At 56.4% G+C, this 23,046-nt stretch carries 19 protein-coding genes, 2 tRNA genes and 1 pseudogene; 9 read left to right on the plus strand and 13 right to left on the minus strand.

All coding sequences use genetic code 11. The annotated features are described in order from the left end of the window. Positions 1-64: 64 nt before the first annotated feature. Entirely contained in the window at positions 65-448 is a 384-nt protein-coding gene (locus J4E00_RS28900) for a hypothetical protein (RefSeq protein WP_208178844.1), read from the minus strand. A 158-nt stretch (positions 449-606) separates the two neighbouring features. Between J4E00_RS28900 and eat the strand changes: the two are divergent. Then, positions 607-1,966, plus strand: a pseudogene (eat, locus tag J4E00_RS28905) (ethanolamine permease). Between the two features lie 280 nt (positions 1,967-2,246). Here the strand turns inward: eat and J4E00_RS28910 are convergent. Both J4E00_RS28910 and J4E00_RS28915 read right to left on the minus strand, forming a co-directional pair. Beyond that, positions 2,247-2,321 (minus strand) — tRNA-Val (locus J4E00_RS28910). Positions 2,322-2,417: 96 nt separating this feature from the next. Further along, positions 2,418-2,492, minus strand: a tRNA-Val gene (locus J4E00_RS28915). Between the two features lie 252 nt (positions 2,493-2,744). Between J4E00_RS28915 and J4E00_RS28920 the strand changes: the two genes are divergently transcribed. Continuing rightward, positions 2,745-3,644 (plus strand): TerB family tellurite resistance protein, encoded by a 900-nt coding sequence (locus J4E00_RS28920; RefSeq protein ID WP_208178845.1) that lies wholly within the window; start codon positions 2,745-2,747, stop codon positions 3,642-3,644. An 84-nt stretch (positions 3,645-3,728) separates the two neighbouring features. Here the strand turns inward: J4E00_RS28920 and J4E00_RS28925 are convergent, their stop codons facing one another. Both J4E00_RS28925 and J4E00_RS28930 read right to left on the minus strand, forming a co-directional pair. Further along, complete coding sequence (locus J4E00_RS28925) at positions 3,729-4,847, minus strand: mechanosensitive ion channel family protein (protein WP_208178846.1); 1,119 nt, start codon at positions 4,845-4,847, stop codon at positions 3,729-3,731. A 105-nt stretch (positions 4,848-4,952) separates the two neighbouring features. Continuing rightward, positions 4,953-6,215: an ABC transporter permease gene (locus J4E00_RS28930; protein WP_208178847.1), complete on the minus strand. Its 1,263-nt coding sequence runs from the start codon at positions 6,213-6,215 to the stop codon at positions 4,953-4,955. A gap of 284 nt (positions 6,216-6,499) precedes the next feature. Between J4E00_RS28930 and queA the strand changes: the two genes are divergently transcribed. Both queA and J4E00_RS28940 read left to right on the plus strand, forming a co-directional pair. Continuing rightward, on the plus strand, positions 6,500-7,549 hold the full coding sequence (gene queA, locus J4E00_RS28935) for a tRNA preQ1(34) S-adenosylmethionine ribosyltransferase-isomerase QueA (protein WP_208178864.1): 1,050 nt from the start codon (positions 6,500-6,502) through the stop codon (positions 7,547-7,549). Positions 7,550-7,677: 128 nt separating this feature from the next. Beyond that, positions 7,678-8,418, plus strand: a complete 741-nt coding sequence (locus tag J4E00_RS28940) for a 2-C-methyl-D-erythritol 4-phosphate cytidylyltransferase (protein ID WP_236050354.1) — start codon at positions 7,678-7,680, stop codon at positions 8,416-8,418. Between the two features lie 59 nt (positions 8,419-8,477). On the opposite strand, the gene J4E00_RS28945 is transcribed toward J4E00_RS28940, so the two are convergent. Beyond that, entirely contained in the window at positions 8,478-9,317 is an 840-nt protein-coding gene (locus tag J4E00_RS28945) for a hypothetical protein (RefSeq protein ID WP_208178848.1), read from the minus strand. 182 nt (positions 9,318-9,499) lie between these two features. Between J4E00_RS28945 and J4E00_RS28950 the strand changes: the two genes are divergently transcribed. The 3 genes from J4E00_RS28950 (at position 9,500) to J4E00_RS28960 (ending at position 11,617) form a co-directional block, all read left to right on the plus strand. Next, positions 9,500-10,099 (plus strand): DUF4142 domain-containing protein, encoded by a 600-nt coding sequence (locus J4E00_RS28950; RefSeq protein ID WP_208178849.1) that lies wholly within the window; start codon positions 9,500-9,502, stop codon positions 10,097-10,099. Between the two features lie 46 nt (positions 10,100-10,145). Then, complete coding sequence (locus J4E00_RS28955; protein ID WP_208178850.1) at positions 10,146-10,748, plus strand: DUF4142 domain-containing protein; 603 nt, start codon at positions 10,146-10,148, stop codon at positions 10,746-10,748. 215 nt (positions 10,749-10,963) lie between these two features. Further along, complete coding sequence (locus J4E00_RS28960) at positions 10,964-11,617, plus strand: DUF4142 domain-containing protein (RefSeq protein ID WP_208178851.1); 654 nt, start codon at positions 10,964-10,966, stop codon at positions 11,615-11,617. Between the two features lie 254 nt (positions 11,618-11,871). Here the strand turns inward: J4E00_RS28960 and J4E00_RS28965 are convergent, their stop codons facing one another. The 6 genes from J4E00_RS28965 to uvrA all read right to left on the minus strand — a co-directional run bounded on the left by J4E00_RS28965 (position 11,872) and on the right by uvrA (position 19,982). Then, complete coding sequence (locus J4E00_RS28965) at positions 11,872-13,389, minus strand: hypothetical protein (protein ID WP_208178852.1); 1,518 nt, start codon at positions 13,387-13,389, stop codon at positions 11,872-11,874. Positions 13,390-13,408: 19 nt separating this feature from the next. Beyond that, on the minus strand, positions 13,409-14,347 hold the full coding sequence (locus J4E00_RS28970) for a hypothetical protein (RefSeq protein ID WP_208178853.1): 939 nt from the start codon (positions 14,345-14,347) through the stop codon (positions 13,409-13,411). Beyond that, a complete protein-coding gene (locus tag J4E00_RS28975) occupies positions 14,344-15,021 on the minus strand; it encodes a hypothetical protein (RefSeq protein WP_208178854.1) in 678 nt (225 codons plus the stop codon). Before J4E00_RS28975 ends, J4E00_RS28970 begins: the two co-directional genes overlap by 4 nt. Further along, complete coding sequence (locus J4E00_RS28980) at positions 15,018-15,563, minus strand: RNA polymerase sigma factor (RefSeq protein ID WP_208178855.1); 546 nt, start codon at positions 15,561-15,563, stop codon at positions 15,018-15,020. Before J4E00_RS28980 ends, J4E00_RS28975 begins: the two co-directional genes overlap by 4 nt. 233 nt (positions 15,564-15,796) lie before the next feature. Continuing rightward, positions 15,797-16,387 carry an antitoxin Xre-like helix-turn-helix domain-containing protein gene (locus tag J4E00_RS28985; RefSeq protein WP_208178856.1) on the minus strand — a complete coding sequence of 197 codons (591 nt, stop codon included), beginning with the start codon at positions 16,385-16,387 and terminating at the stop codon, positions 15,797-15,799. A 538-nt stretch (positions 16,388-16,925) separates the two neighbouring features. Further along, complete coding sequence (uvrA, locus tag J4E00_RS28990) at positions 16,926-19,982, minus strand: excinuclease ABC subunit UvrA (RefSeq protein WP_236050363.1); 3,057 nt, start codon at positions 19,980-19,982, stop codon at positions 16,926-16,928. Between the two features lie 302 nt (positions 19,983-20,284). Between uvrA and J4E00_RS28995 the strand changes: the two genes are divergently transcribed. Next, on the plus strand, positions 20,285-20,992 hold the full coding sequence (locus J4E00_RS28995; RefSeq protein ID WP_208178857.1) for a hypothetical protein: 708 nt from the start codon (positions 20,285-20,287) through the stop codon (positions 20,990-20,992). Positions 20,993-21,109: 117 nt separating this feature from the next. Then, positions 21,110-21,511: a hypothetical protein gene (locus J4E00_RS29000; protein ID WP_208178858.1), complete on the plus strand. Its 402-nt coding sequence runs from the start codon at positions 21,110-21,112 to the stop codon at positions 21,509-21,511. Positions 21,512-21,568: 57 nt separating this feature from the next. Here the strand turns inward: J4E00_RS29000 and asnS are convergent, their stop codons facing one another. Then, positions 21,569-22,972, minus strand: a complete 1,404-nt coding sequence (gene asnS, locus J4E00_RS29005) for an asparagine--tRNA ligase (protein ID WP_410779770.1) — start codon at positions 22,970-22,972, stop codon at positions 21,569-21,571. Between the last annotated feature and the right edge of the window lie 74 nt (positions 22,973-23,046).

Below are 23,046 nucleotides of genomic sequence, written 5' to 3' on the forward strand. Positions count from 1 at the left end.
CGCTTGTAATTTCCACTCTCAATATTGCTATTGAAAGCCCTTACTATTTGTCTTTTCCAAACATTCAAAGAACGTGTGTCACTTCCAATTGAGGTGACCGTGTGGCCGTTACCAGCCTGTTTTTCTTCTTTTCAAATCCCTGTCTTGCGATTGGGAGTGCAAAGGTAAGAAGAAGTTTTGAATCAGCAAGCGAAAAGTGAAAATTTTTATTTTTTCTCGTTTCGCTGTTCAACTCGTTTCCGGCTTCCGTTCGAAGCGGGGTGCAAAGGTAAGAAGCTTTTTTCGGCTTTCGCAAGGGGCGCTGAAAATTTAATTTTCGAGGGCTTTGCTCTGGCGGCAAGGGAAGCACTACAAGTACCGCGTCCGTGAAGTTCCTGACCTTTATAAAATCTTTCAGCAGCTTCTGCTTTTGAAGACCCGTTGCCCGTTTGGCGATTTGGGAGTGCAAAAGTAGGAGGAATTTTTGAGATTGCAAATACGGCAGATAAAATAATTAGGCAGAATGGTGAGCTGGCAGAAAAGCAATAGGGTTAGCGGGATAGTGTATTGCCGTAAGCTTGCTGATGCACACTATATTGAGGAGATTAACCCTTGTATGCAATCCTTATGACTGATTCTGATATTGTAACGAAGTCTGGATTGAGGAAGACCTTATCAGCGCTCCAATTGTGGGCTGTAGCGGTAGGGTTGGTCATTTCGGGGGAGTACTGGGTGGAACTATGGGTGGGCGGCAGCTGGACCAGTGGGATTTCTAGTTACAACAATGGCTGTAACGCTCCTTTATGTGACGTTTATTTTCAGCTTTACGGAACTGACGACGGCTATTCCACAGGCGGGCGGGCCTTTTATGTATTCGTATAGAGCGTTTGGGAAGTGGGGAGGATTTGTAGCAGGATATGCGACACTGGTAGAATTTCTATTTACGCCACCAGCTATTGCGTTTGCACTTGGGAGCTATGGGCATTTTCTATATCCTCAGTTGTCGGTGCTTTACACGGCACTGGGATGCTACCTGGTATTTACGGCGGTAAACTTTTGGGGGATTAAGGAGTCGGCAAACGTCCTGCTATTAGTAACGGTACTAGCCGTGGTAGAACTCCTATTATATATGGGGCTATTGCTGCCTCATTTTGAAGTAGCCAACTTTTTGGCGCATCCAGTGCCAGTACGAGCAGCGGGGGTATTCAAGGCATTGCCCTTTGCTATCTGGTTTTATCTGGCTATTGAGGGTGTCGCGTTGGTAGCAGAGGAAGTGGTTGACCCGCGCCGAACTATCCCGAGGGGATATGGCTATGGGATGTTAACACTGGTAGGACTGGCGCTGGGAGTCATGGTGATTACCGGCGGGGCTACTGACTGGCGGTTGCTTCAGAATCTGGACTATCCATTGCCAGAGGCGTTGGGGTTAGTATTAGGTAAGGGGGATGCATGGACGAAGTTTTTTGCCAGTATTGGGCTTTTTGGGCTGGTAGCTTCATTTCATGGTGCCATTGTGGGCTATTCCCGGCAGTTATTTGCGTTGGCACGGAGCGGCTTCTTGCCTATTGGATTGGCAAAGCTGAATAATAGGCAGACGCCGTACTGGGCACTGGTAGCGGGTGGACTGGTGGGATGCCTGGCTTTAGTGAGCGGTCGGACTGACCAGATTATTGTCTTGTCAGTGCTGGGAGCATTAGTAATGTATGTGATAAGTATGCTAAGCTTATTCGCTCTGCGGCGGCAGGAGCCGGAATTGGTACGGCCGTTCGCGGTGCCGGGCTATCCGATGGTGCCATTAGTGGCACTAGGTTTGGCGCTGATGTGTCTGGGAGCGCTGGTGTATTATAATTTGCGGCTAAGCGGGGTATTCTTGGCAGGAATGCTGGGAGTAGGCGTGGTATACCGATTGCTGGGACAAGCCCCTGAGTCGGTAGAGGTGCTAGACCAGAGTCAAATGACGAGCGACGCTGCCACCAGTGACTCCTGAACATGGACGTCTTATTCGCCTCAGCACTTGTTTCCACTCTAGCGCTGCCATACCATACATAGTATAAGTGGGCTCTCAAGTTGGCAAAGTGCCATACAGGCTTTCGCTAGTTTGAGGTATATCTGCTGGTTGAACCGTCAAGAGGAAAAGGCTACTCGAAAATGCGAACTGGCCCTTGGCTTTTTCCTAATTTATATGCGACCTGATGCGACACGTATATAATAGGACTATAAGCAAAACAGCCACTTCGCATGCATGCAAAGTGGCTGTTAATTAAATGTGGGAAGTAAAGGATTCGAACCTTCGACCTCTTGCGTGTGAAGCAAGCGCTCTAAACCAACTGAGCTAACCTCCCGAAAAACACAGGCGTAATTGCGACCTGTGGTGTGCTTGTAACGACTAGTAAGAAAACAGCCACTCAGTATTACTACTAAGTGGCTGCTAATCACTGTGGGGGATGTAGGGTTCGAACCTACGACCCTCTGCTTGTAAGGCAGATGCTCTGAACCAGCTGAGCTAATCCCCCGTGCTGTTGTTCCCGTTTGGGATTGCAAAGATGGGAGGAGTTTTTGGAAATACCAAGCCTGTTGCTCCTTTAAACCCTGTTTTTTTCGTTTTCAAAGCGTTTTATAGCAGCAACAGATTCATTTTCAGTGAAAGAAATTTTTCTCTATCTCCACAAAAAACCAGGTTTTAAATACCTATTGAACAAGCAACGTATTCTAAGGCCAACCGTTAAGACGGTTACCAATTCTTCACCTACTCCCCACCCTTTCCTATGGATACCCAGCTTCTCCAGAATTACTCCGAACAAGAAAAGACGGCCTACCTAAGTGCCATTGCCAGCTTAGCTACTGCTGACCGGCAGGCTTCAGGAGCCGAAACACAGTTTTTGCAAGCGCTGGCTCAGCAGGCAGGCTTGTCGGGTGGTGCAACGCAACAAGTGTTAGCCGCTGCCCAAGACTCTAACAACCAAACCATTCAGCAAAATCTGGATGCATTGAAAAACAGCGACCTGCGCTTTTCGCTCATCACTGACCTTATCAGCTTTGCGCGAGCCGATGGGTCATATGCTAACGATGAGGAAGCAATGATTGGTAAGATGGCGCAATACCTGGGCATCAACCCTGAGCAGAAGCAGACGCTGGAAAATGTGGTAGACCAAGCTGCTAATGTGCCTCATGACCCACAGGACCCGGCTAAGGAGGGGTTCTTCGGCCGTATTGGCGACAAGCTTTCCAGCGTGGGCATTCCCAAAAGCGCACTGATGACTGGTCTACTCGGTGTGTTGGCGCCCGTGGTCATCTCTAAGGTGATGAGTGGAGGGCAGAATACCAGTGGCTACAGCAACCAGGGCAACGGCGGCGGATTGATGGGAGGAAGTTTGGGCGGCCTGCTGGGCGGCGCGGCGCACAGTGGCATGGGCGGCATGCTGGGGAGCTTACTTGGTGGTGGTATGTTGGGTGGCTTGCTGGGGGGAAACTCGGATGCAACTGCCAATTTGCCGCAGCAAGGTTCTGCTATTGGCAGCGGTGGCTTGGGCTCGATGATGTCTATTCTGGGCGGATTGGGTGGACAGCCCAATTCCCAGCCGCGTAGCGCGGGCGGCGGCGGCTTGGGCGGTCTGCTCAATGGCGGCCTTGGCGGCATGCTCGGAGGACTATTTGGCGGGCGCTAGCTGTTGCGCTTCTCCGATTAATAAAAAGGCCCGCTCCTATTCTGGAGCGGGCCTTTCTGTTTATAGTCGTGTGAGGATAGGCAGCTATAGTTTGGCGGGCGTGGCAACTATCTGGGCGGGGGCTCCAGCAAACAAGCCGCCGTGCTGTTCTACTACTTCTATGATGCGATAGTTGAGGTCTTCTTTCGTGTTGAGGTATTCATCGTAGCTGGTAGTTTCGACGAAGTATTGCACGGTTACCTCTTTGCCAGCGGGCGTTAGGGCGTTGAACTTCATTTGTACGTCCTGGGTCACCAGAGCATGTTGCTGCATGGCGGCGATGGCTTCGGCGATGATGGCGTGCAGTTGGGCGCTGGTGGTTCTTTGGTCGAAGACTAGGGTGAAGCCTACCCGGCGGGAGGTGCGTAGCGAAAGGTTGTCAAGCGGCTTGTCAATCATGCTTTTGTTAGGCACGGTAACGTAGCTTTTCTCGGCGGTGCGAAGGCGGGTGCTGCGGAAACCAATTTTCTCCACGGTTCCGCTCACGTCGCCGGCCGTCACAAGGTCGCCCACGCCGAAGGGTTGGTCGAGGAAGATGGTAAACGAGGCGATGAGGTTTTCGAGGCTTTCCTTAGCCGCAAAGGCTACGGCCAACCCGCCAATGCCTAAGCCACCAATCAGGGCCGTAACATTCACCCCAAACACCTCTCCCAGCACCACCATAATGCCAATGATGATAACCAGAACCTTCAGTAAATCTTTGGCAAAGGGCAAAAACTGACTATCGAGCCGGTTGCTCCCGGCGGTTTCGCGCAACTCATTGCGGCGGCGCACCACCAGCAGGGCGAAATCGACTAAACGGAGTACTACCCATGTCACCGTGGCAATGAAGCCCAGCAGAAACACACGCAGCAGCGCCACTTTGGGCCAGGGCTCGGCACCAGGTACGGCGCTGGGCGGCATTGGATAGCGCAATACTCCAAACGCCACGTAAATGGTGACGAGGAATAGCAGTACCGACAGCGGCTGAATAAGCAAGTCGTGCAGTTCAGACTCGCTTACACCGGCGGTATAGCGTTTGGTAAGCCGAAAAAGCACCTTACTCAGCAGCTTAGACAGCAACTGGCGCAAGGCAGCACCAACCAACAGAATAAACGCAGCCAGTAGGTATTGGCTCAGCGCATTGCCCAGGATTTCGTAGCTCAGAAAAGGAGGAAGCTTCATGCGGCAGCTCCGGAATGCAAGCCGGAGGAATCTTACAGAACAAACAGACGCCGGCCACAAACTATGACCGGCGTTTTGGTTTATAACGGCAACTTCTCGTTCCTGTTACTTGGAACGGATGGCAATTACCGGGTCCAGATTAGATGCCAGCACGGCGGGCACAATGCCGGCAATAATGCCGATACCGACTGAAATGAGCAGGCCCAGAGACACGCGGGAGGCCGTCATGGTGAGTGGCAGGGCATCCTGCGGAATGAGCGTGACGAGCCAGACCAGGGCAATGCCTGCACCGCCACCAATTAGACACAGAAAGATGGCTTCGAACAGGAATTGAAACAGAATAAAGAAGTTCTTCGCGCCTAAAGACTTTTGAATACCAATGATGTTGGTGCGCTCCCGTACCGATACAAACATGATATTGGCAATGCCGAAGCCGCCCACCAGAATGGCAAATGAGCCAATGATACCGCCCACGAGGCCAATGACACTGAACAGCTTGCCCACAGCCGAGGCAATCATCTCGGGTCGGTTCAGGGCAAAGTTGTCTTCCTCGCGGGGCTTGAGGCCGCGGATGTTGCGCATCACACCGCGCATTTCGTATTCCAAATCGAGCAGGCCAGGGTCTTCGTCACGGCCTTTCACAGCGATGTTTGCGCTGGGCCCTCCCCCAAAGCCGGTGGTACTGAGCGCAAACATTTTGGTGAACATCGAGAACGGGATGATGCAGTTGGCATCGTTGCTGGAGATGGTGATGAGCTTCTTGCCTTCCTTCTGCATTACGCCAATCACAGTCAGGGTCTGGCCGCGGGCTTTAAGCTGCTGGCCCAGGGCGTTGCCATTCGGGAAGAGGTTTTCGGCGACAGTGGCCCCGATGATGGCCACGGGGCGGGCGGCGTCCATCTCCTGAACCGTGAAGTAGCGGCCTTCCTTGATGGGTACATTGCTTACTATCCGGTAGTCATAGCTCACACCTTGTATCACGCAGTCGGCCACGGAGTTGGACCCGGCTTTGAAGGTATTGCCGTTGTTGGCGGCGAAGATGGCAATGCCTTTGTTGTTGGGTCCGAGCTGCTTGCGCAACTGCTGGTACTCGTGCGGCGTGGGTACGGGGCGCTTGAAGTATTTCCACCAGGGAAAGTCCGACTCGAAGGCGAATGGCCACTTGGATACGTAGATAATTTTGTCGCCCACAAAGTCGAGGCTGCTGCGAATGTTGGCTTCGAGCGAATCGACGATGGTGAAAACGGCAATGATGGCGAAGATGCCAACCGTGACGCCCAGCAGCGACAGAATGGTACGTAACAGATTGGATTTGAGAGCATCCCAGGCAAAACGGAAGCTTTCGAGGGTGAGGCGCAGAGTCAGCATAGAAGGAAGATGCTCGGATAAACCGGCTTCGAAGGTTAAAGGACGGAAACCGACGGGGAAGTTGCGGCATCAACAGTTATTCCGGATGCAGCAAAGCAACATATCGTATTTGTGCCAGTTAAATTACTGATGACTGTTCGTGCAAAGTCAGATGCTTTGCTGTGTTCAGGATGACAACTGGTTAGGCACCGCTGGAATTTCCAGAAAAATCAAAGTTTCGGAAAAAAGCTGTACTTTTGCCTCCCCAAAATTCCGTATATTCCCCCAAATACTGCCCTATGGCGATGAAATTGCATGAGTTCAAATTTGAACTCCCGGAGGAGCTGGTGGCAATGCACCCTGCCCGCAACCGTGACGAAAGCCGTTTGATGGTGGTACACCGCGCCACCGGCCAGATTGAGCACCGCAACTTTAAGGATATTCTCGATTATTTTGATGAGGGCGACGTGTTGGTGTTCAACGACACCAAAGTTTTCCCGGCTCGCCTCTACGGCAATAAAGAAAAGACTGGTGCGAAGATTGAGGTTTTCCTGCTGCGCGAGCTGAATAAGGAGCTGCGCCTGTGGGACGTGCTGGTGGACCCGGCTCGCAAAATTCGGGTGGGCAACAAGCTGTACTTCGGCGAATCGGACATGGTAGCCGAGGTAATTGACAACACTACTTCGCGCGGCCGCACCATCAAATTCCTGTTTGATGGCACCGACGAGGAGTTTCGCAAGGCCCTGTATGAGCTGGGTGAAACCCCAATTCCCAAAGAGGTTATTACCCGCGAAACCGAACCAGCTGATAAGGAGCGGTACCAGACAATCTATGCCGAGCACATTGGCGCGGTCGCGGCTCCCTCGGCTGGCCTGCACTTCACCCGCGAGGTGATGAAGCGCATGGAAATCAAGGGCGTAGAGCCGGCGTTTGTGACGCTGCACGTAGGTTTGGGCACCTTTCGCACGGTAGATGTGGAAGACCTCACCAAGCACAAGATGGACTCGGAGAACTTCATCGTGACGGCGCCAGCCTGCGAAGTAGTGAATAAAGCCCTCGATGCCAAGAAGAAAGTGTGTGCCGTGGGCACGACCACTATTCGCGCTATGGAAGCGTCGGTGTCGGCTAATGCCCGCATGAAGCCCACTCAAGGCTGGATTGACCGGTTCATTTTCCCGCCGCACGACTTTAAAATTGCGAACTGCATGCTCACCAACTTCCACATGCCGGAGAGCACGCTCATTATGCTGGCGTCGGCCTTCGCGGGCTACCCGCTGCTGATGGAAGCGTACAAGCAAGCCATTAAGGAGAAGTATAAGTTCTTCAGCTACGGCGACGCGATGCTGATTCTGTAGTAAAGCCTAGGAGGTTGGGAAGTTTCGGGACTTAGTTTTCCTTTTCTGAATTAACTTCCTGACCGCTTCTTCGCCCTTCAATTTTGAGCGCCGATATTCCTTGTGAGGAACGTCGGCGCTCTTTTTTTATGCAGAACTTCGCGCTGATGAATACTTATTACAACCAAGGCTACAAGTCCAATAGCTCTCAAGCCCCGCGATTTGCTATTCTCGTGGCGGGTGGCAGTGGCACCCGCATGGGGGCCGACCGGCCCAAGCAATTTCTGCTGTTGCACGGCGAGCCAGTGCTGCTGCACACGCTGCGGCGCTTTGCCGAGCCCGCGCTGGGCGTGAGCGAGATTGTGGTGGTGCTGCCCGCCGACCAGCTTGATACCTGGCGCGAGCTGTGCGCAAGGTTCAAGGTCAGCATTTCGCACCGGCTGGTGACGGGCGGGGCAACGCGCTGGGCTTCGGTGAAGGCGGGACTGGCAGCCTTATCGGAGCATGGGACAGGCCTAGTGGCGGTACACGATGGGGTGCGCCCGCTGGTGCCTCGGCTGGTGGTGGAGCGCACTTACGTTGCCGCAGCTACGCACGCCGCCGCGGCAGCTGCCGTGATGCCCAAAGACTCGGTGCGCCTGCTGTCGCAGCACGGTTCGGCGGCGCAGAACCGCAACCGTCTGCGTCTGATGCAAACGCCCCAAACTTTTGAAATTGACCTCCTGCGCCGGGCCTACGCAATGCCAGAGCTAGCCAGCTTTACCGATGATGCCACCGTGGTGGATGATTTGTGCCGCGTGCATCTGACGGATGGCGACTACCGCAACCTAAAAATTACCACGCCTGAAGACTTGGTTATTGCCGAAGCGCTGATGGCGGCCGGGCTGTAAACGAAAAAGAGCCGTCCAGTGTGGACGGCTCTTTTTATATGATGGCGAAGTGCGGGTGCCTAGCGCAATGTGATGGTGCGAGTACGGCCGTTCATGGATACAGTGGCGGTGTTGTCGCAGGTACCGTTGCCATAATCCAGGGTCATTGCTTTGGAGTTGGAATTGGTGATGCTTAATATGCCGGAAACGTAGTATTTGAAGCAGTCAGCACGCTTCACAAGGGGAGTTTGGATGGTGGTGGTGTAGCTCACGCCCTTGCGGTTGGTACCATTGGCAGAACCGGTTACGCTATACACGTCATCGGATACGACCAAAGGAGTATTGTAGCCAGCAGTGCGGGTGAAGGTCCAGTTGGCAGTCCAGGAGTGAGTGCCGCCGTTGTTAGCCCGGATGATGCTGGCATTGGTGACATCCACAGTGAAGGAGCCGCTGCCTATGTCGGTGAATGTGCGGGTGGCGGTGTGCTGGTTGTCGTTTACGAAGTAGTTCTGACGGGTAACCACAGCCCCGGCCACACGGCGCTGCACATCGGTGGTGAAGCGGACAACGATTTGGCCCCGGCGATAGCGGCCATCTGGGCACAGGCAGTTGGTGGGACCGAAGTCGATGGTTAAGGTATTGGTAGCGTAATTGAAGGTGCGGGTGGCACAAGCCCCGAAGCGGGCGTGAAACTCGGCTTCGGTGGTGAGGTTGGGCGAATTCTGCGTGGTCGGGTCGGCTGGGCCCGCTTGCATAGATTCAGAGCTAATGGCCGTTTCGACGTTGTCCTCGCTACGGTCTTCGGCGGTGGTGATGTCATCGGGGGTTACATCGGCTTCACGCTTGCTGCAGCTAGTGGTGAGCAGCAGGCCGCTGGCGAGGCAGGCAAAAGCCAGAGAACGAAGGGACAGGGTACGCATGACGGCAAGAAAAAAAGTATATGAATGAAATGGTTGAACTGCGTTTGTGGCCGTTGGAAGCAGATGAGTCAAACAGGTTTAAGCTGGCTCCGAAAAAACTTAAAAGCCGAGGCAGAACCCGGTAGCAGGCCCCGCGTATAGCGCTGACATAAAGCATCTCCGCTTTTACTATTCTTGACATTATGCGCATTTTTTTGCGTCCCAACTGGGCTTTTCGTTTCCTTGCCGGCACCTGCGCGTTGCTAATGGCCACCGCCTGCTCATCGGGTGGCAGCAATGGCAACGACGCCGTGGACCAGGCCATGGCCCAGAACGAGCAGAAGATTGACGCAGCCGACATCACCAAAAAGCAGGAAGCCGATGCCCGTTTCCTGGTGCGGGCCACCAGCAACGCGCTGCTGGAAGTGGAGCTGGGCAAGCTGGCCCAAGCCCGCGCCAATAGCCCGGCCGTGCGCGACTACGGCACCAAGCTGGTGCAAAACCGCTTGGAACTGCTGAGCGCGCTACGCACCCTGGCGGATACCAAAAAGCTGGCCCTCCCTCCTGCCTTGGGCGAGGATGAGCAGGCTGCCTATCACGAAACCAGCACCCAAACGGGCGCGGAGCTCGACAAGCACCTGATGGCCTTGCTGGTGAAAACCCAAAACCAGGACGAAGATGCCTTCGACGACATGGGCGACGATGCCTACGACGGCGATATCCGGGGCTTTGCGGCCAAGTACCACGCGCCGGTAGAAGAGCAACTAGATGCTGCTAAAGATGCGGTGGATAAGCTGCCGTAGCTATTCGTCTTCGTCATTTCTCAAACCTACACCCATATTCTCTCTTATGAAACGTCCCATTGTTACGCTCCTGAGTGCTGCTACGCTATTGATTTTCACCGCCGGCTGTAACTCCGACGACTCGGTGAAGCAGGCCCAGGAAGCCAACGAAATGAAAGCCGACAGCACCACAGCCAACACCGACATGGGGAAAGTCGAAGAAAAGGGCATGGACTACGACGCCGAATTTTTGGCTAAAGCGGCCAGCGGTGGCATGCTCGAAGTGGAGATGGGCAAGCAGGTAGCTGCCCGCGCCGTGACGCCCCAAGCCAAAGAATTCGCCCAAAAAATGATTGACGACCACACCAAAGGCAATGCCGAGCTCATGGCTTTGGCTACTAAAAAGAATATCACGCTGCCCACTACTTTGGGCGATGACCACGCCAAGGTGCTGAAGAACGTGACCGAGGAAAAGGGAATAAAAATGGACCAGCAGTACATGAAAGAGATGCTGGAAGACCACAAGGAAGATGTGAGAGAGTACACCGAAGCGTCCATTAAGGCAGCTGACCCCGACGTTAAGGCCTTTGCTGCTAAGGCTGTTCCGATGCTAAAAATGCACCTTGATATGGTGACCAAAATGAAGCCGACCGTGGACGCCGCCAAGTAAATTGAACTAATGCAAACCTACGTTTCGGGTCTGTTCCTTAACTGGAACAGACCCTTTTTTATACCTCGTTTTATTGACCAGCTTATTGATTATCAATAGCTCAGCTTATAAATATTAACCCTGAAATCGTGCAACATCTTGCCCAAGCCTTTCCGTACTACGCCGGGGTAAGACACCCAATGAGCTCGTTTTTTACTACTTCCTTTCCAAACATCATGAAACGCTCCCTTCTTCCGCTGCTGGCTATGGGCCTGCTTACACTGGCTTCCTGCGGCGACGCTAACAAAACCACCGCCGACAGCAGCACCGACAGCAACATGGCCAATACGCCCGCCGCTGGGGCCGACACAACTGCCAACCAGCCGGCCATGGCCGGCGATAGTAGCGCGATGGGTGGCGGCTCGGCCATGGCTGACCCCAACGGCCCAACTGGCCCTCATAAAGACGACAACGAGTTTATGATGACGGCCGCCCACAGCGACCAGAACGAGATTCAGCAGAGCAAAATGGCGCTGGCCAAAGGTGTGACCGGCATGGCCAAAGACATGGCGAACCAGATGATTGCCGACCACACCAAATCGACGGCCGACCTGAAAACAATTGCTGATAAAAAGGGCGTGAAGCTGCCTACCGACATGGATGCCGAACATAAGGCCCTGGCGCCAGCTATGGAAAAGCTTTCGGGCAAGGAGCTTGAGGCCAAGTACCTGGCTCAGATGCAAACCGACCACCAGAAAACGGCCAATACTATGGCTGCTCATGCGAAAATGACCCAGGATGCTGACCTGCAAGCCTTCATTAGCAAGACGCTGCCCGTAGTAGAGCAGCACTTGAGCATGGCTAAAAAAGGTAACGACATGAAGATGTAGGCGTAGACTTACAGCCAGCATTTCATTCAACAAAACGCCGCTTCGGAAATTCCGGGCGGCGTTTTTTGTGGCATGGCAATATGTGCTATTATCCGACAAATGGCGAGTAAAACCAGCCGTTATTGCCCTCTACCACTTGGACATAAGACATGTCGGCATTGACGATGGTACTGGCTTTCTGGCTAGTATCGGGCGGATGATGGGGCACCTTGGTCTTCACGAATTATTATGATTTACAGCATTTTGCGCTGACTTTATCGGTAACCAAACCGGTAGCGCAACCCGAATGTCATACCGCCCGCTAGGAAGGAACCCGATTTTATGTAGGGAGACTCGGCCGCAGAGTCGCGGTTACTTTCATCAAAAATGCTCCCCTTCTCAGAAAAGGTGCGCACATCCTTGTTCATCACAATCTGAGCGGTGGCTTGCACCCGGCGGCGGCGCCCAAATGCATAGCTGGCATCGAGGCCCAAGGCAGCATGCAGACCAAATGCGTGACGGCGGAATCCGAACGTTTCCTGACTTGTGACTTGGCGGCCGGCAATGGCGTATTCGCGGAAGTCTATCCAAGACCACAAGGGTACGAGGCCACCCACAGCGTCGAACTGCAACCGCTTGAGGAACGAAGGCGTGAGTGAGTAGCGTAACATGACCGGCAGCGCCAGCCCGCGTTCCTCCAGCTTTTGATTGGGCACTGTGAGGGTGTCCGTACCGGTCACGAAGAGGGTGCCCACAGGCTCTGAGTTGAAGTTTTCGCCGTACTGAACTCCCAGTTGCACTGCCAGGCGCGGCGCAAGGTAGTAGCCCACGTACACATAGGGAAACGGCCCGGCCGACACATACTGCGCATAGGTGCCGTAGCCGTCGCGGGCAGTTATCGGATAACGTGTGATTTGGGTTTCTGTGGAAGAAGTTTTAATCACCGAAGCCGGGTAAGGGTTCCGCTCCGAGTAGCGCGCACGGTAGAAGTAGCCGCCTATTTCAACGCCGGCGAAAAACCGAGGCCGCAGTGTTACGACTTCGCTGACCGGCGCCAGTCGCTTCACGTAGCGCGACGGCTGGTGCCCCAGCGTCAGGCCAATGCGCAGGTTGCTGCCCAAGGCTACAACCGGCCTTCCGGACAAAAGCAGCGTGGCCATGCCCACGTTGCCATCGATGAAGCCGTAGCGGCCCAACCGGCGCTGCAAGCCGTAGAGAAGAGCCACATCGACGGTGATGAGCTGCCGTCCGCTGTTCCGGTACAGGAAAAACGGCGTTTCGTGGGACTCTCTGCCCAAGCCAGTCCCAACCGCTACCGACACGTAATTGGCTGAGAAGTTAACGATGTTTCGCCCCTGCAGCAGTCGACGTTCGCGGTTGTAGTAATAGCGCCCCGCCGCTTGGGCCCGAACGCCCAGGCTCTGTCGGCTTTCAGCGTCAGCATCGGCACGATAGCGGGTCAGGGCCGGGCTTACCTCGCCCAAGACCGTCCAGGCCGGGTCGCTAAGCTGCCGCTCGTAAGCCAGATGAATACCATAACGGGTGTAATAGGCGTCGGTGCCAAAAGCAGTGGAGAAAGGCAGGAGGTTGTTCAGGCCCAGCTTCCACAGGCTGCGCTGCTCCTCCTGCACCCGCAACGGCGCATCGACTACCGGGAGCGTGGCTACTTCTTCGCCATACTTCAACTGCGTGGTATCGGGCACGGTCTGGGCCGCGGCGCTAAACGCCGCACTGAGCAGCAAGCAAGCCCGGAGGAAGAGTTGACGGCTATAAGAACAGGACAAAGTAGCCATTGGAAGGGAGCGGTGAAGATTAGAATTGCGAGGAAAGCAACTGTGTTTGCAAAGTCAGGGGCGCGTAGGAGGTGCTCACGCGCACCAGCGGCCGCGAGCCAGTGGCTGGCTTGGTGGTGAGGGAGGCGCGGCTGGCGGAGCCTTTTTTGGCCGTAGCATAGCTTGGCGGCACGGTCAGCTCGCCTTGCTGCACATTGAGTTGATAATCGAACAACTCCGGCTCGGCCGTGCTAACAACAACCTCCGTGCGGTCGGCCTCCACGGTGAGCTTGCGCAGGCCCGCTGCGGGCTGCACCCGCACGCTGCCGTAGTAGTTGCGCACAAAGCAGCTGCCCCCCAGCCCCAGCAGCTGCACCGCCGATTTATTGGCTTCGCAGGTGAAATCGGCCTGTACGTTAGTAGCGGTCAGGTCGGCGTAGCGGGCGTTGGTCGTGAGGGTGCCGCGCAGGTTACGCAGGGTAACCTGCCCGAAATTTTGCGCCAGCTTCTGGGTGCCGCTAAGGTCCGTGAGGGTGGTCTGGCCGTAGGCGTTTAGTACTTGCAGCGGGTTGCCGGCCGGCATCTGCACAGTGTATTCGGCGCGCAGGTCGCTGCGCACGGGTGGAGCGCCAGCGGGCAGCACAAATAGGTTGACGAGGTCCAGGGCATTACTACTTTGCTGGAGACGATACTGCGCCACGGGCAAATCCTGCACGGCTACTTCGCGCTCCGCATGGCGGGCGCTAAGGCGTAGAGTCACCTGCACGGTGGGGCGGTCCCAGCCCCGCACCTGCACGGTGGCCTTTTCGGCCCGAATGCGTACCGCCATGCCGGGTGGGCAATTCCAGGCTTGCTCCACAGTACGGGTCACAACCTGCACACGCTGCTGGGCCCGGGCGGCGGGCGGCGGCAGGAACCCGAGCAGCACGGCAAGGGCCAGCAGCCACCAGGCTTCGGACAAATTATTAGCAACCGTCATGAGATAAGAAGTTGAACCAGTTCGCGGGTTACAGAAGCTTTCAAGGTGATGAGCCGTGCCTGCTCGCGGAGTAACTCCGGTGAAGCGCCGAAGCGGCGGGTATCCTGGCGCAGCTGGACTTCCTGGGTTTCCAGCTCCTGTAGCTGCGTGCGCAGCGTGCGGAACTCGCCCGACTGGCACACCGCGGGCTGCGACGAGCAATGCGCATCGATGAATGAGAGGCCTTGCTGCTCCAACGGGTCGGCCGCCGGCGCGGGCAGCGGCAACGAATCCTCCTCCTCGCTGAATGTCACCGTCTCGCGGGCCACGGTGGGCACCGAAGTGGCCGGATGCAGCTGCCACCACACGCCCAGCACCAGCAGCACACTGGCCGCCATCGCCAACATCCGGCGCACAGTGCGGGTGGGCCACAATTGCCGCAGCACAGTTGGCGGAGCAGGGGCGTCTGCGAGCACGACGGGCGCTTCGGCTGCATCCAGTCGTGCAGCCACGTTGGCCCAAAGGTCATCGTCGGGCTCGTGCGTTGGCAGCGCCGGTACAGCCCGCGCCAGAGCAGCGTCGACAGCTAGCTGGGCCTCGATGCGCGCCCAAGTGGCGGAGTCGGGCTCATGGGCCGGCAGGCTGTTCAGAGCCCGCCGCAGGTTAGACGCGCCGGTTTCGGGGAGTTGGCTCATTGGTACAGGTATTGAAGTTTGCGTTGCAGCAGGCGCTTGGCGTGGTAGAGTTGCGACTTGCTGGTACCTTCGGCAATGCCGAGCATTTCGGCCACTTCGCCGTGGCCATAGCCTTCCACCTCTACCAGGCAGAACACGGCGCGGTAGCCGGCTGGCAGCTCGCCGATGGCTTTGTCCAGGGCCTCGCCGGTGAGATTGTCGTGCCAGGCCACCAGCGGCTCGGGGTGGCGCTCCTGGTCGTACACTTCCATGCGCTGCTCGCGCCGGAGCGTGAGCAAGGCCCGCCGCACCACAATAATTTTTATCCAGGCGCCCAGCGTCGACTGCTGCCGAAAGCCCGACAAGCCTTGAAACACATCCACAAAAGCTTCCTGCAGGGCATCCTGCGCCAAGGCGCGGTCGCCGAGAATGCGGAGGGCCGAGGAGAACATGGCCGTCTTGTACTGCTGGTACAAACGGAACTGCGCTTGGCGGTCTTGAGCCAAGCAGCCCGCCAGCAGGTGCTGTTCTTCAGAAAGCAGACGGGGCGGCGAATCGGACACGAACCTTACTTAAATTCTTTGCCTTAAAGTGCTGGGTGATTAAAGAAAGGTTGGTTGGGGAGTAGAAATTATTTCCATCGCCCTTGTCCGCGGCTCGGCAGGACACTGAAACGCCCTAGGGAGCAGCTCATCGTTAAATCCACGGTCACCCTATCTGGTGTTCTTCCTTACGCGCTTATTTGCAAGGAGCCACTCGGAGAGGTTTTTTAAATAGGTTAATCATCAGTCCCAGTTCATCCACCTTCGTTGTCGGCCAGCAGCTTTTCAAGCTTGCCCGCCTCAAATGCCAGCACGGCCTGCCGCAGAGCCAGCCGCGCCAGCGGGCCGGTGGCCTTGCGCAGGGTGGCCGCCGCTTGGTTTTGCCAAACTTTGAACAGAGACTGGGCTACCTCGTCGTCGGCTGGAAAAGCGGCCCGCAAGCTGGGCAACGCCTGCAGCCGCAGCCGGGCCTGGGCCAGCCGCGTCTGGTGACGAGCCAGCTGCTCCCCCAGCAGTGTAGCTTGAAGCAGCAGCGTGCGGCGGCGCAGGTCGAGGTCCTGCCGGTCGTCGGCGGTGAGCACTAAGTCAGCGAGCCCCGGCACGGGTGCCGGGGCAGCGGGAACCGCGTTGGATTCGGCCACGGGCAGCGCCTGTTGAAATTGGAGCAGGCGCATCCAGGCATCTGGGGGCAAGCTCCGTCGGTTACTGGCCGCCATTGTGAGGGCTCCCCGCGACACGCCCAGCACATCGGCTATTTCCTGTTGGGTGAAGCCAAAATGCGCTTGCACTCGCTCCAGAATAGAATGATGGGCCTCTGGCCCGCGCTGGTTCGAGAATTTTCGCATTGTACGTTATAAGGCACTAAGGCCGTCGCCAAGCCAGATGGCAGCTAACCGAAAGTAGTGAGAAATGTGGCAAGTTTCTGGTGGTAGACAGAAGATGCAACAAATTATGTGGCATCTCTGAGTGTTTCAAAAAATAATGCCACAGCAAAAGATGACACAATTAAAAGCAGTGTATGAAGTTGGGGCGGTAGCTTAAACCGGGGTGGTGCGGGGGTGGTGCGACGGCTCGAAGCCGTCATGCCACTACCCGTTGAACAGGTGCCCTTGTGGCGTCCCATTCAACAGTTAGTGGTACGACAAAGCCCTATGGGCAATTCGTCGCACCACCCCAAGGTAGACCACCGCCGAAGTTGGTAACGCTTGCAAGAATATTCGAAACGTCCGGCGGCGGTAGAGCTGCTTCAACAAGCGGACGCCAGATGGACATGACGTGCTGCCTCATTGGTTTGCCTTTGCGCCACTACCCACAGAGCTTAACTGAAAAGCCCGCTGTGTAGTGCACAGCGGGCTTTTTTAGAGTATCGTAAAAACGACAGTTTTAGGCCGTGGCGTACTTGCTCGTGCGCAGCTCTTCGGCCAGGAAGCGAGCGGTGTGGCCTTTGCCAGCCTTTGCCACCTGCTCGGGTGTGCCTTGTGCCACGATGGTGCCGCCGCCCGCGCCACCTTCGGGGCCGATGTCGATGACGTGGTCGGCCACCTTAATCAGGTCGAGGTTGTGCTCGATGATGAGGACGGTGTTGCCCTTGTCCGCCAGCTTCTGAAGTACGTCGGCAAGGTGGTTGATGTCCTCGAAGTGCAGGCCGGTGGTGGGCTCGTCGAGGATGTAGAACGTCTTACCAGTATCTTTTTTGCTAAGCTCGGTGGCGAGCTTCACACGCTGGGCCTCGCCACCCGAAAGCGTGGTGGCCTGCTGGCCCAGTGTAAGGTAGCCGAGGCCAACCTCGTTCAGGGTCTTGATTTTACGTAGGATGCGGGGCTGGTATTCGAAGAATTCCACAGCCTTCTCCACGGTCATGTCGAGAATGTCGGTGATGGACTTGCCTTTGAAGCGGACTTCCAACGTTTCGCGGTTGTAGCGGCGGCCTTTGCAGGTTTCGCAGGGCACGTGCACGTCGGGCAGAAAGTTCATCTCAATGGTGCGGATGCCGGCACCCTCGCAGGTTTCGCAACGCCCACCCTTCACATTAAAGGAGAAGCGGCCGGGGCCGTAACCGCGAATTTTGGCCTCCGCCATCTCGCCAAACAGCTGGCGAATTTCGGTAAACACGCCCGTATAAGTGGCCGGGTTCGAGCGCGGCGTGCGCCCGATAGGCGACTGGTCGACCTCGATTACCTTGTCGATAAACTCCAGCCCTTCGATGGCGCCGTAAGCCAGCGGCTCACGCTTGGCGTTGAAGAAATGCTGATTAAGAATGGGGTACAGCGTATCGTGGATGAGCGTAGACTTGCCCGAGCCGGATACACCCGTCACGGCCACTAGCTTGCCCAGCGGCACCTTCAGCGTCACGTTTTTGAGGTTATTGCCCTTAGCGCCTTTCAGCACCAGCTCGGTGCCTTCGCCCTTGCGCTTTTTCTTTTGCAGCTCGATGTGCTTCTGGCCACTGAGGTACTGCGAGGTGAGCGAGCCGGAATTGAAAATCTCCTGCGGCGTGCCCGACGCTACAATATGGCCGCCGTGGATGCCCGCGCCAGGACCAATGTCCAGCACGTGGTCGGCGTGCAGAATCATGTCCTTGTCGTGCTCCACTACAATCACCGAGTTGCCGATGTCGCGCAGGTGCTGCAGGGCCTTGATGAGACGCTCGTTGTCGCGCTGGTGCAGGCCGATGCTGGGCTCGTCCATGATGTAGAGCACGCCCACGAGTTGGGTGCCAATCTGAGTAGCGAGGCGGATGCGCTGGCTTTCGCCGCCGCTCAGCGTGCGCACTGGGCGGTGCAGGTTCAGGTAATCCAACCCTACTTCCAGCAGGAAGCCGATACGCTTGCGAATCTCCTTGAGCAGTTCGCGGGCAATCACGTTCTGGCGTTCCGTCAAACGGTCTTCCAATCCCTCAAACCAGCCAGCCAACTCGTTCAAATCCATCACCGACAACTCGCCGATGTGCTTGCCGTCCATCTTGAAATGCAGGCTTTCCTTTTTGAGACGGTAGCCCTGGCACTCGGGGCAAGGCTGGGCCTGCGCGTACTGCGCAATCCACTCCCGAATGTTGTCCGACTCCGAATCCATCTGCCGCCGCAGGAAGGGAATAATCCCCTCAAACGGCTCGGTAAATGCACCCTTGCCGCTGTCAGCCTCGTCTTCCGAGATGCCGTGCAGCAAGCGCTTCAGCAGTTCCTCGGGCAGCTTGTCGATGGCCGTGTTCAGCGTGGCCTTATTCTTCTTGAGAATGAGCGAGAGTTGCTGGAAAATCCAGATATCGCGGTACTCACCCAGCGGTGCGATACCGCCCCGACTGATGCTCAGCTTGCGGTCGGGCACTACCGCTTCCTCTGTTATTTCCTGCACTTCGCCCAGGCCGTTGCAGGTGGGGCAAGCGCCATAGGGCGAGTTGAAGCTGAACGTGTTCGGCGCCGGGTCGTCGTAGGCGATGCCGGTGGCCGGGTCCATCAGGAAGCGCGAGAAAAACTGCGGCTGGGCCTTTTTGGCATCGGGGTCAAGCACCAGCATGGTGCCTTTGCCATGCGTGAGGGCATTTTGCACCGAGCCCGAGAGGCGGAACCGGTCTTCTTCCTTCACAATGAGCCGGTCAATCACGATTTCAATGTCGTGGATTTTGTAGCGGTCCACCTGCATCTTGGGCGTGATGTCGAGGATTTCGCCGTCGACGCGCACCTTGGTAAAGCCCAGCTTGGCAATCCTCTGAAAGTCCTCGCGGTAGTGGCCTTTGCGGCCCTTTACCACGGGTGCCAGCACCACCAGCTTCTTCTCATCGAAGTGCTTGATGATGTAGTTGATAATCTGGTCATCGCTCTGCCGAATCATTTTCTTGCCCGTAGCATAGCTGAAGGCTTCAGCCGTGCGGGCGTAGAGCAGGCGCAGGAAATCGTAAATCTCCGTGATGGTGCCCACCGTGGAGCGCGGGTTGCGCGAGGTTGTTTTCTGCTCGATGCTGATAACCGGCGACAGGCCCTCAATCTTGTCCACGTCGGGGCGCTCCAGCCCGCCCATAAAGCTGCGGGCGTAGGCCGAAAACGTCTCCATGTAGCGCCGTTGCCCTTCGGCATAAATGGTATCAAAAGCCAAGCTCGACTTGCCCGAGCCCGAAATACCCGTGAACACCACCAGCTTGTTGCGCGGAATCTGCACGCTTACGTTTTTCAGGTTGTGCTCACGGGCACCATAAACCTCAATAAACGGCGCGTCGATGTGGTGCGACGAACCACTGGACGTGATAGCAGGGGCAGCAGCGGGCGGCAGCGACTCAGGTGTTTGGTGCTGCAAGGCAACTTCCAGACTGGCCGGATTGGGCTGGCTGGCCGCTACAGCCGCTGGTTCGGTGAGAGTGCCGACAAGCTGCTTTTTCAGCGTGGCAGCAGTGGTCTTGGATGCTTTTGGGGCTTTAGCAACCGGAGAAGCAGTGGTTTTTTTGGCCATTCAGAAACGCAGCGGATAAGTGCGTAAAGGTACGTAGAAGCCGCCCCGATGGCTAATGCAATGGGCTGATTTGCCAGTAGTATTAGCTTATGCAGGGCCGGGGGCGTCGGCTAACAACAGCGCAGCCCATGCATTTGTGCCCGGCATTTTGACATAAAGTAAACCGACGACGATTGAAGGCGTTTGGCCGACGTTTTTAACCCTTGAACCTACTATACCAGGCAATCTGGCACTTGGCTTGCATCTATAAAAGCAGCAGCACCGTTAGTGCCCTGTTATCCTTTTTCATTCAACCAATTAACATGAAACCCCTCGCAAGATTTTTTGGCGCGGCCCTGGTGGGTGCGTTTGCCCTGTTGGCCACACCGGCTGCTCAGGCGCAGGTGGGGGTGAATATTAATATCGGTGTGCCGGCTTGGGGCCCCCAGGTACCCTACGGCACACAGTATTACTACATCCCCGAAATTGATGGGTACTATGACCTCTACAACCAGCAGTACATTGTGTACCAGGATGGATACTGGGTACCGCTACCTGAGCTGTATGGCTACGACCCCTACCAGTTCCACCCGGTGATTGTGGACTACCGGGGTGCGCAGCCCTGGTCGCGGGTAGCCTACTACCGTCAGCACTACGCCTACCAGCCTTATCGCAACTACGGCCCCAGCCGCGCCGGCTATTATAACGGTGGCTATGGCTACGGGCCCAGCTACGGCCGCCCGCGCTACGACACCCGCAGAGGCTACTCCAGTGGCCGGGACTATAGCCGCGACTACAACGACCGAAACGGCCGTGACAATCGGGGCGGCTACAGCACCCCGCGCACCAACCAGCTGCCCCAGCAACAGCCGCAACCCGGTGGCTACAATCCTGGTCAGGGCCAGGGCAACCAAGGAGGGCCGGACCGTAGTCGCGACGGCCGGGATAACCAGGGCCAGCCAGGCAACAACGGTGGCGGACGCGGCAATAGCGGCGGCGGAAACCACGGCGGAGGGCGTGGACGCGGTTAATCCTTATTCGATTACCCTTGCTCTAATTACTGCTCAGCTTATATTTCATCATTTTTGCCGATAATGCCCGTTGCTATACGGGGACTGGCATTAGTTTTAACCTTAATTCAACTCATCATGAAACTGCTTCCCAAACTCATCTGCGCTGTATTGCTCGGGGGTATGTCGCTTGCTGCGGCTCCCGCCGCTCAAGCCCAGATTAACATCAACGTCAACACAGCCCCGCCCGTGGTGGTAGGTGCTCCGGCTGATGCCCAATATTACTATGTACCCGAAATCAACGGTTATTATGATGTGCCGGCCCGCCGCTACATTGTGCTACGCAACGGTAAATGGGCCCGCGTAGAGCGTATTGAGGGCTACAACCCTGCCACTTTCCACCCGCAGTACATTGAGTACCGCGGCGCCTCGCCCTGGACTTACAAAGGCCATGGCAACCCGCACGGTATTCCTCCCGGCCAGGCCAAGAAAATGTATGGCAATGGCCATGGAAATGGCCACGGCAAAGGCAAGCACTAACGCGTAGCATCAACAAAAAAGGCCTCATATCGAGGCCTTTTTTGTTGCATTTCCAGTTTAGAACGCCGCGTTCTTTGGGTAGCGCGGGAAGGGGATTACGTCGCGGATGTTGCTCATACCGGTTACGAACAGCACGAGGCGCTCGAAGCCCAGGCCGAAGCCGGCGTGCGGCGCGGTGCCGAAGCGGCGGGTGTCGAGGTACCAGTCCAGGTCGTCGGCGGGCACGTGCATGTCGGCCATGCGGCCCAGCAGCTTCTCGTAGTCTTCTTCGCGCTGCGAGCCGCCGATGATTTCGCCGATGCCGGGAAACAGCACGTCCATGGCGCGCACTGTGCGGCCGTCCTCGTCCAGCTTCATGTAGAAAGCTTTGATTTCCTTCGGATAGTTGGTGAGGATGACAGGCTTTTTGAAGTGCTTCTCCACCAGGTAGCGCTCGTGCTCGCTTTGCAGGTCGGTGCCCCAGTCCACGGGAAATTCGAACTTCTGCTTGGCAGTTTTCAGGATTTCCACGGCCTCGGTGTAGGTGAGGCGCTGGAAGGGGTTTTCCACCACGGAATTGAGACGGGTGAGCAGTTCCTTGTCGTACTGGTCGTTGAGGAATTGCAGGTCGTCGGCGCAGTGCTCCAGGGCGTAGCGCACCAGGCTTTGGAGAAAATCCTCGGCCAGGTCCATGTTTTCTTCGAGTTCGTTGAAGGCCACTTCGGGCTCAATCATCCAGAACTCGGCCAGGTGACGGGCGGTGTTGGAGTTCTCGGCCCGGAAGGTGGGGCCGAAGGTATAGATGCTGCCCAGCGCCATGGCGGCCAGTTCGCCTTCAAGCTGGCCCGATACGGTGAGGTTGGTTTGCTTGCCGAAGAAATCTTGGGTAAAGTCTACGGAGCCATCCTCGGTGCGGGGCGGGTGCTCGGGGGGCAGCGTGGTGACGCGGAACATCTGGCCGGCGCCCTCGGCATCGGAGCCCGTGATGATGGGCGTGTGCACGTAGTAGAAGCCGTGGCGGTTGAAATAGTCGTGGATAGCGAAGGCCAGCGCGTGCCGGATGCGCAGTACCGACCCAAACGTGTTGGTGCGGGGACGCAGGTGGGCAATGTCGCGCAAGTGCTCCAGCGAAGTAGCTTTCTTCTGCAGCGGGTAGGCTTCGGCTTCGGCCTTGCCCAGCACAGTTATTTCAGTAGCCTGAATCTCGACGGCTTGGCCCTTGCCCTGCGAGGCCACGAGCTTGCCGCGGATGGCTACGCAGGCACCGTTGCCCACATCTTTGAGGCTTTCCTCGGGGAATTTATCGGCATCGGCCACGGCCTGAATGGTGTGGATAGTGGAGCCGTCATTGACGATGATGAACTGCACGTATTTGTTGCCGCGGCGGGAGCGAACCCAGCCTTTCACGAGGACTTCGCGGTCAAGGTCCTTGGAAGCGAGTAGTTCTTTGACGCCGGTTCGGCGCAAGGTATCAGTAGCCATAGAATGCAGGAATTAAGCGGGCAAAGGTAGCTTTTTTACGCAACGCGTAACTATTTCGCTTATTTTCCTGACGA

The organism is Hymenobacter negativus (assembly GCF_017571495.1).
GTDB classification, from domain to species: Bacteria; Bacteroidota; Bacteroidia; order Cytophagales; family Hymenobacteraceae; genus Hymenobacter; species Hymenobacter negativus.

Coding starts and splice junctions, on each gene's coding strand:
- asnS (WP_410779770.1), bottom strand. CDS start 22,972: ATGGCTACTGATACCTTGCGCCGAACCGGCGTCAAAGAACTACTCGCT.
- J4E00_RS28970 (WP_208178853.1), bottom strand. CDS start 14,347: ATGACGGTTGCTAATAATTTGTCCGAAGCCTGGTGGCTGCTGGCCCTT.
- J4E00_RS28985 (WP_208178856.1), bottom strand. CDS start 16,387: ATGCGAAAATTCTCGAACCAGCGCGGGCCAGAGGCCCATCATTCTATT.
- J4E00_RS28955 (WP_208178850.1), top strand. CDS start 10,146: ATGAAACGTCCCATTGTTACGCTCCTGAGTGCTGCTACGCTATTGATT.
- J4E00_RS28930 (WP_208178847.1), bottom strand. CDS start 6,215: ATGCTGACTCTGCGCCTCACCCTCGAAAGCTTCCGTTTTGCCTGGGAT.
- uvrA (WP_236050363.1), bottom strand. CDS start 19,982: ATGGCCAAAAAAACCACTGCTTCTCCGGTTGCTAAAGCCCCAAAAGCA.
- J4E00_RS28960 (WP_208178851.1), top strand. CDS start 10,964: ATGAAACGCTCCCTTCTTCCGCTGCTGGCTATGGGCCTGCTTACACTG.
- J4E00_RS28940 (WP_236050354.1), top strand. CDS start 7,678: ATGCAGAACTTCGCGCTGATGAATACTTATTACAACCAAGGCTACAAG.
- J4E00_RS28920 (WP_208178845.1), top strand. CDS start 2,745: ATGGATACCCAGCTTCTCCAGAATTACTCCGAACAAGAAAAGACGGCC.
- J4E00_RS28925 (WP_208178846.1), bottom strand. CDS start 4,847: ATGAAGCTTCCTCCTTTTCTGAGCTACGAAATCCTGGGCAATGCGCTG.
- J4E00_RS28950 (WP_208178849.1), top strand. CDS start 9,500: ATGCGCATTTTTTTGCGTCCCAACTGGGCTTTTCGTTTCCTTGCCGGC.
- J4E00_RS28965 (WP_208178852.1), bottom strand. CDS start 13,389: ATGGCTACTTTGTCCTGTTCTTATAGCCGTCAACTCTTCCTCCGGGCT.
- J4E00_RS28945 (WP_208178848.1), bottom strand. CDS start 9,317: ATGCGTACCCTGTCCCTTCGTTCTCTGGCTTTTGCCTGCCTCGCCAGC.
- J4E00_RS28995 (WP_208178857.1), top strand. CDS start 20,285: ATGAAACCCCTCGCAAGATTTTTTGGCGCGGCCCTGGTGGGTGCGTTT.
- J4E00_RS29000 (WP_208178858.1), top strand. CDS start 21,110: ATGAAACTGCTTCCCAAACTCATCTGCGCTGTATTGCTCGGGGGTATG.
- J4E00_RS28975 (WP_208178854.1), bottom strand. CDS start 15,021: ATGAGCCAACTCCCCGAAACCGGCGCGTCTAACCTGCGGCGGGCTCTG.
- queA (WP_208178864.1), top strand. CDS start 6,500: ATGAAATTGCATGAGTTCAAATTTGAACTCCCGGAGGAGCTGGTGGCA.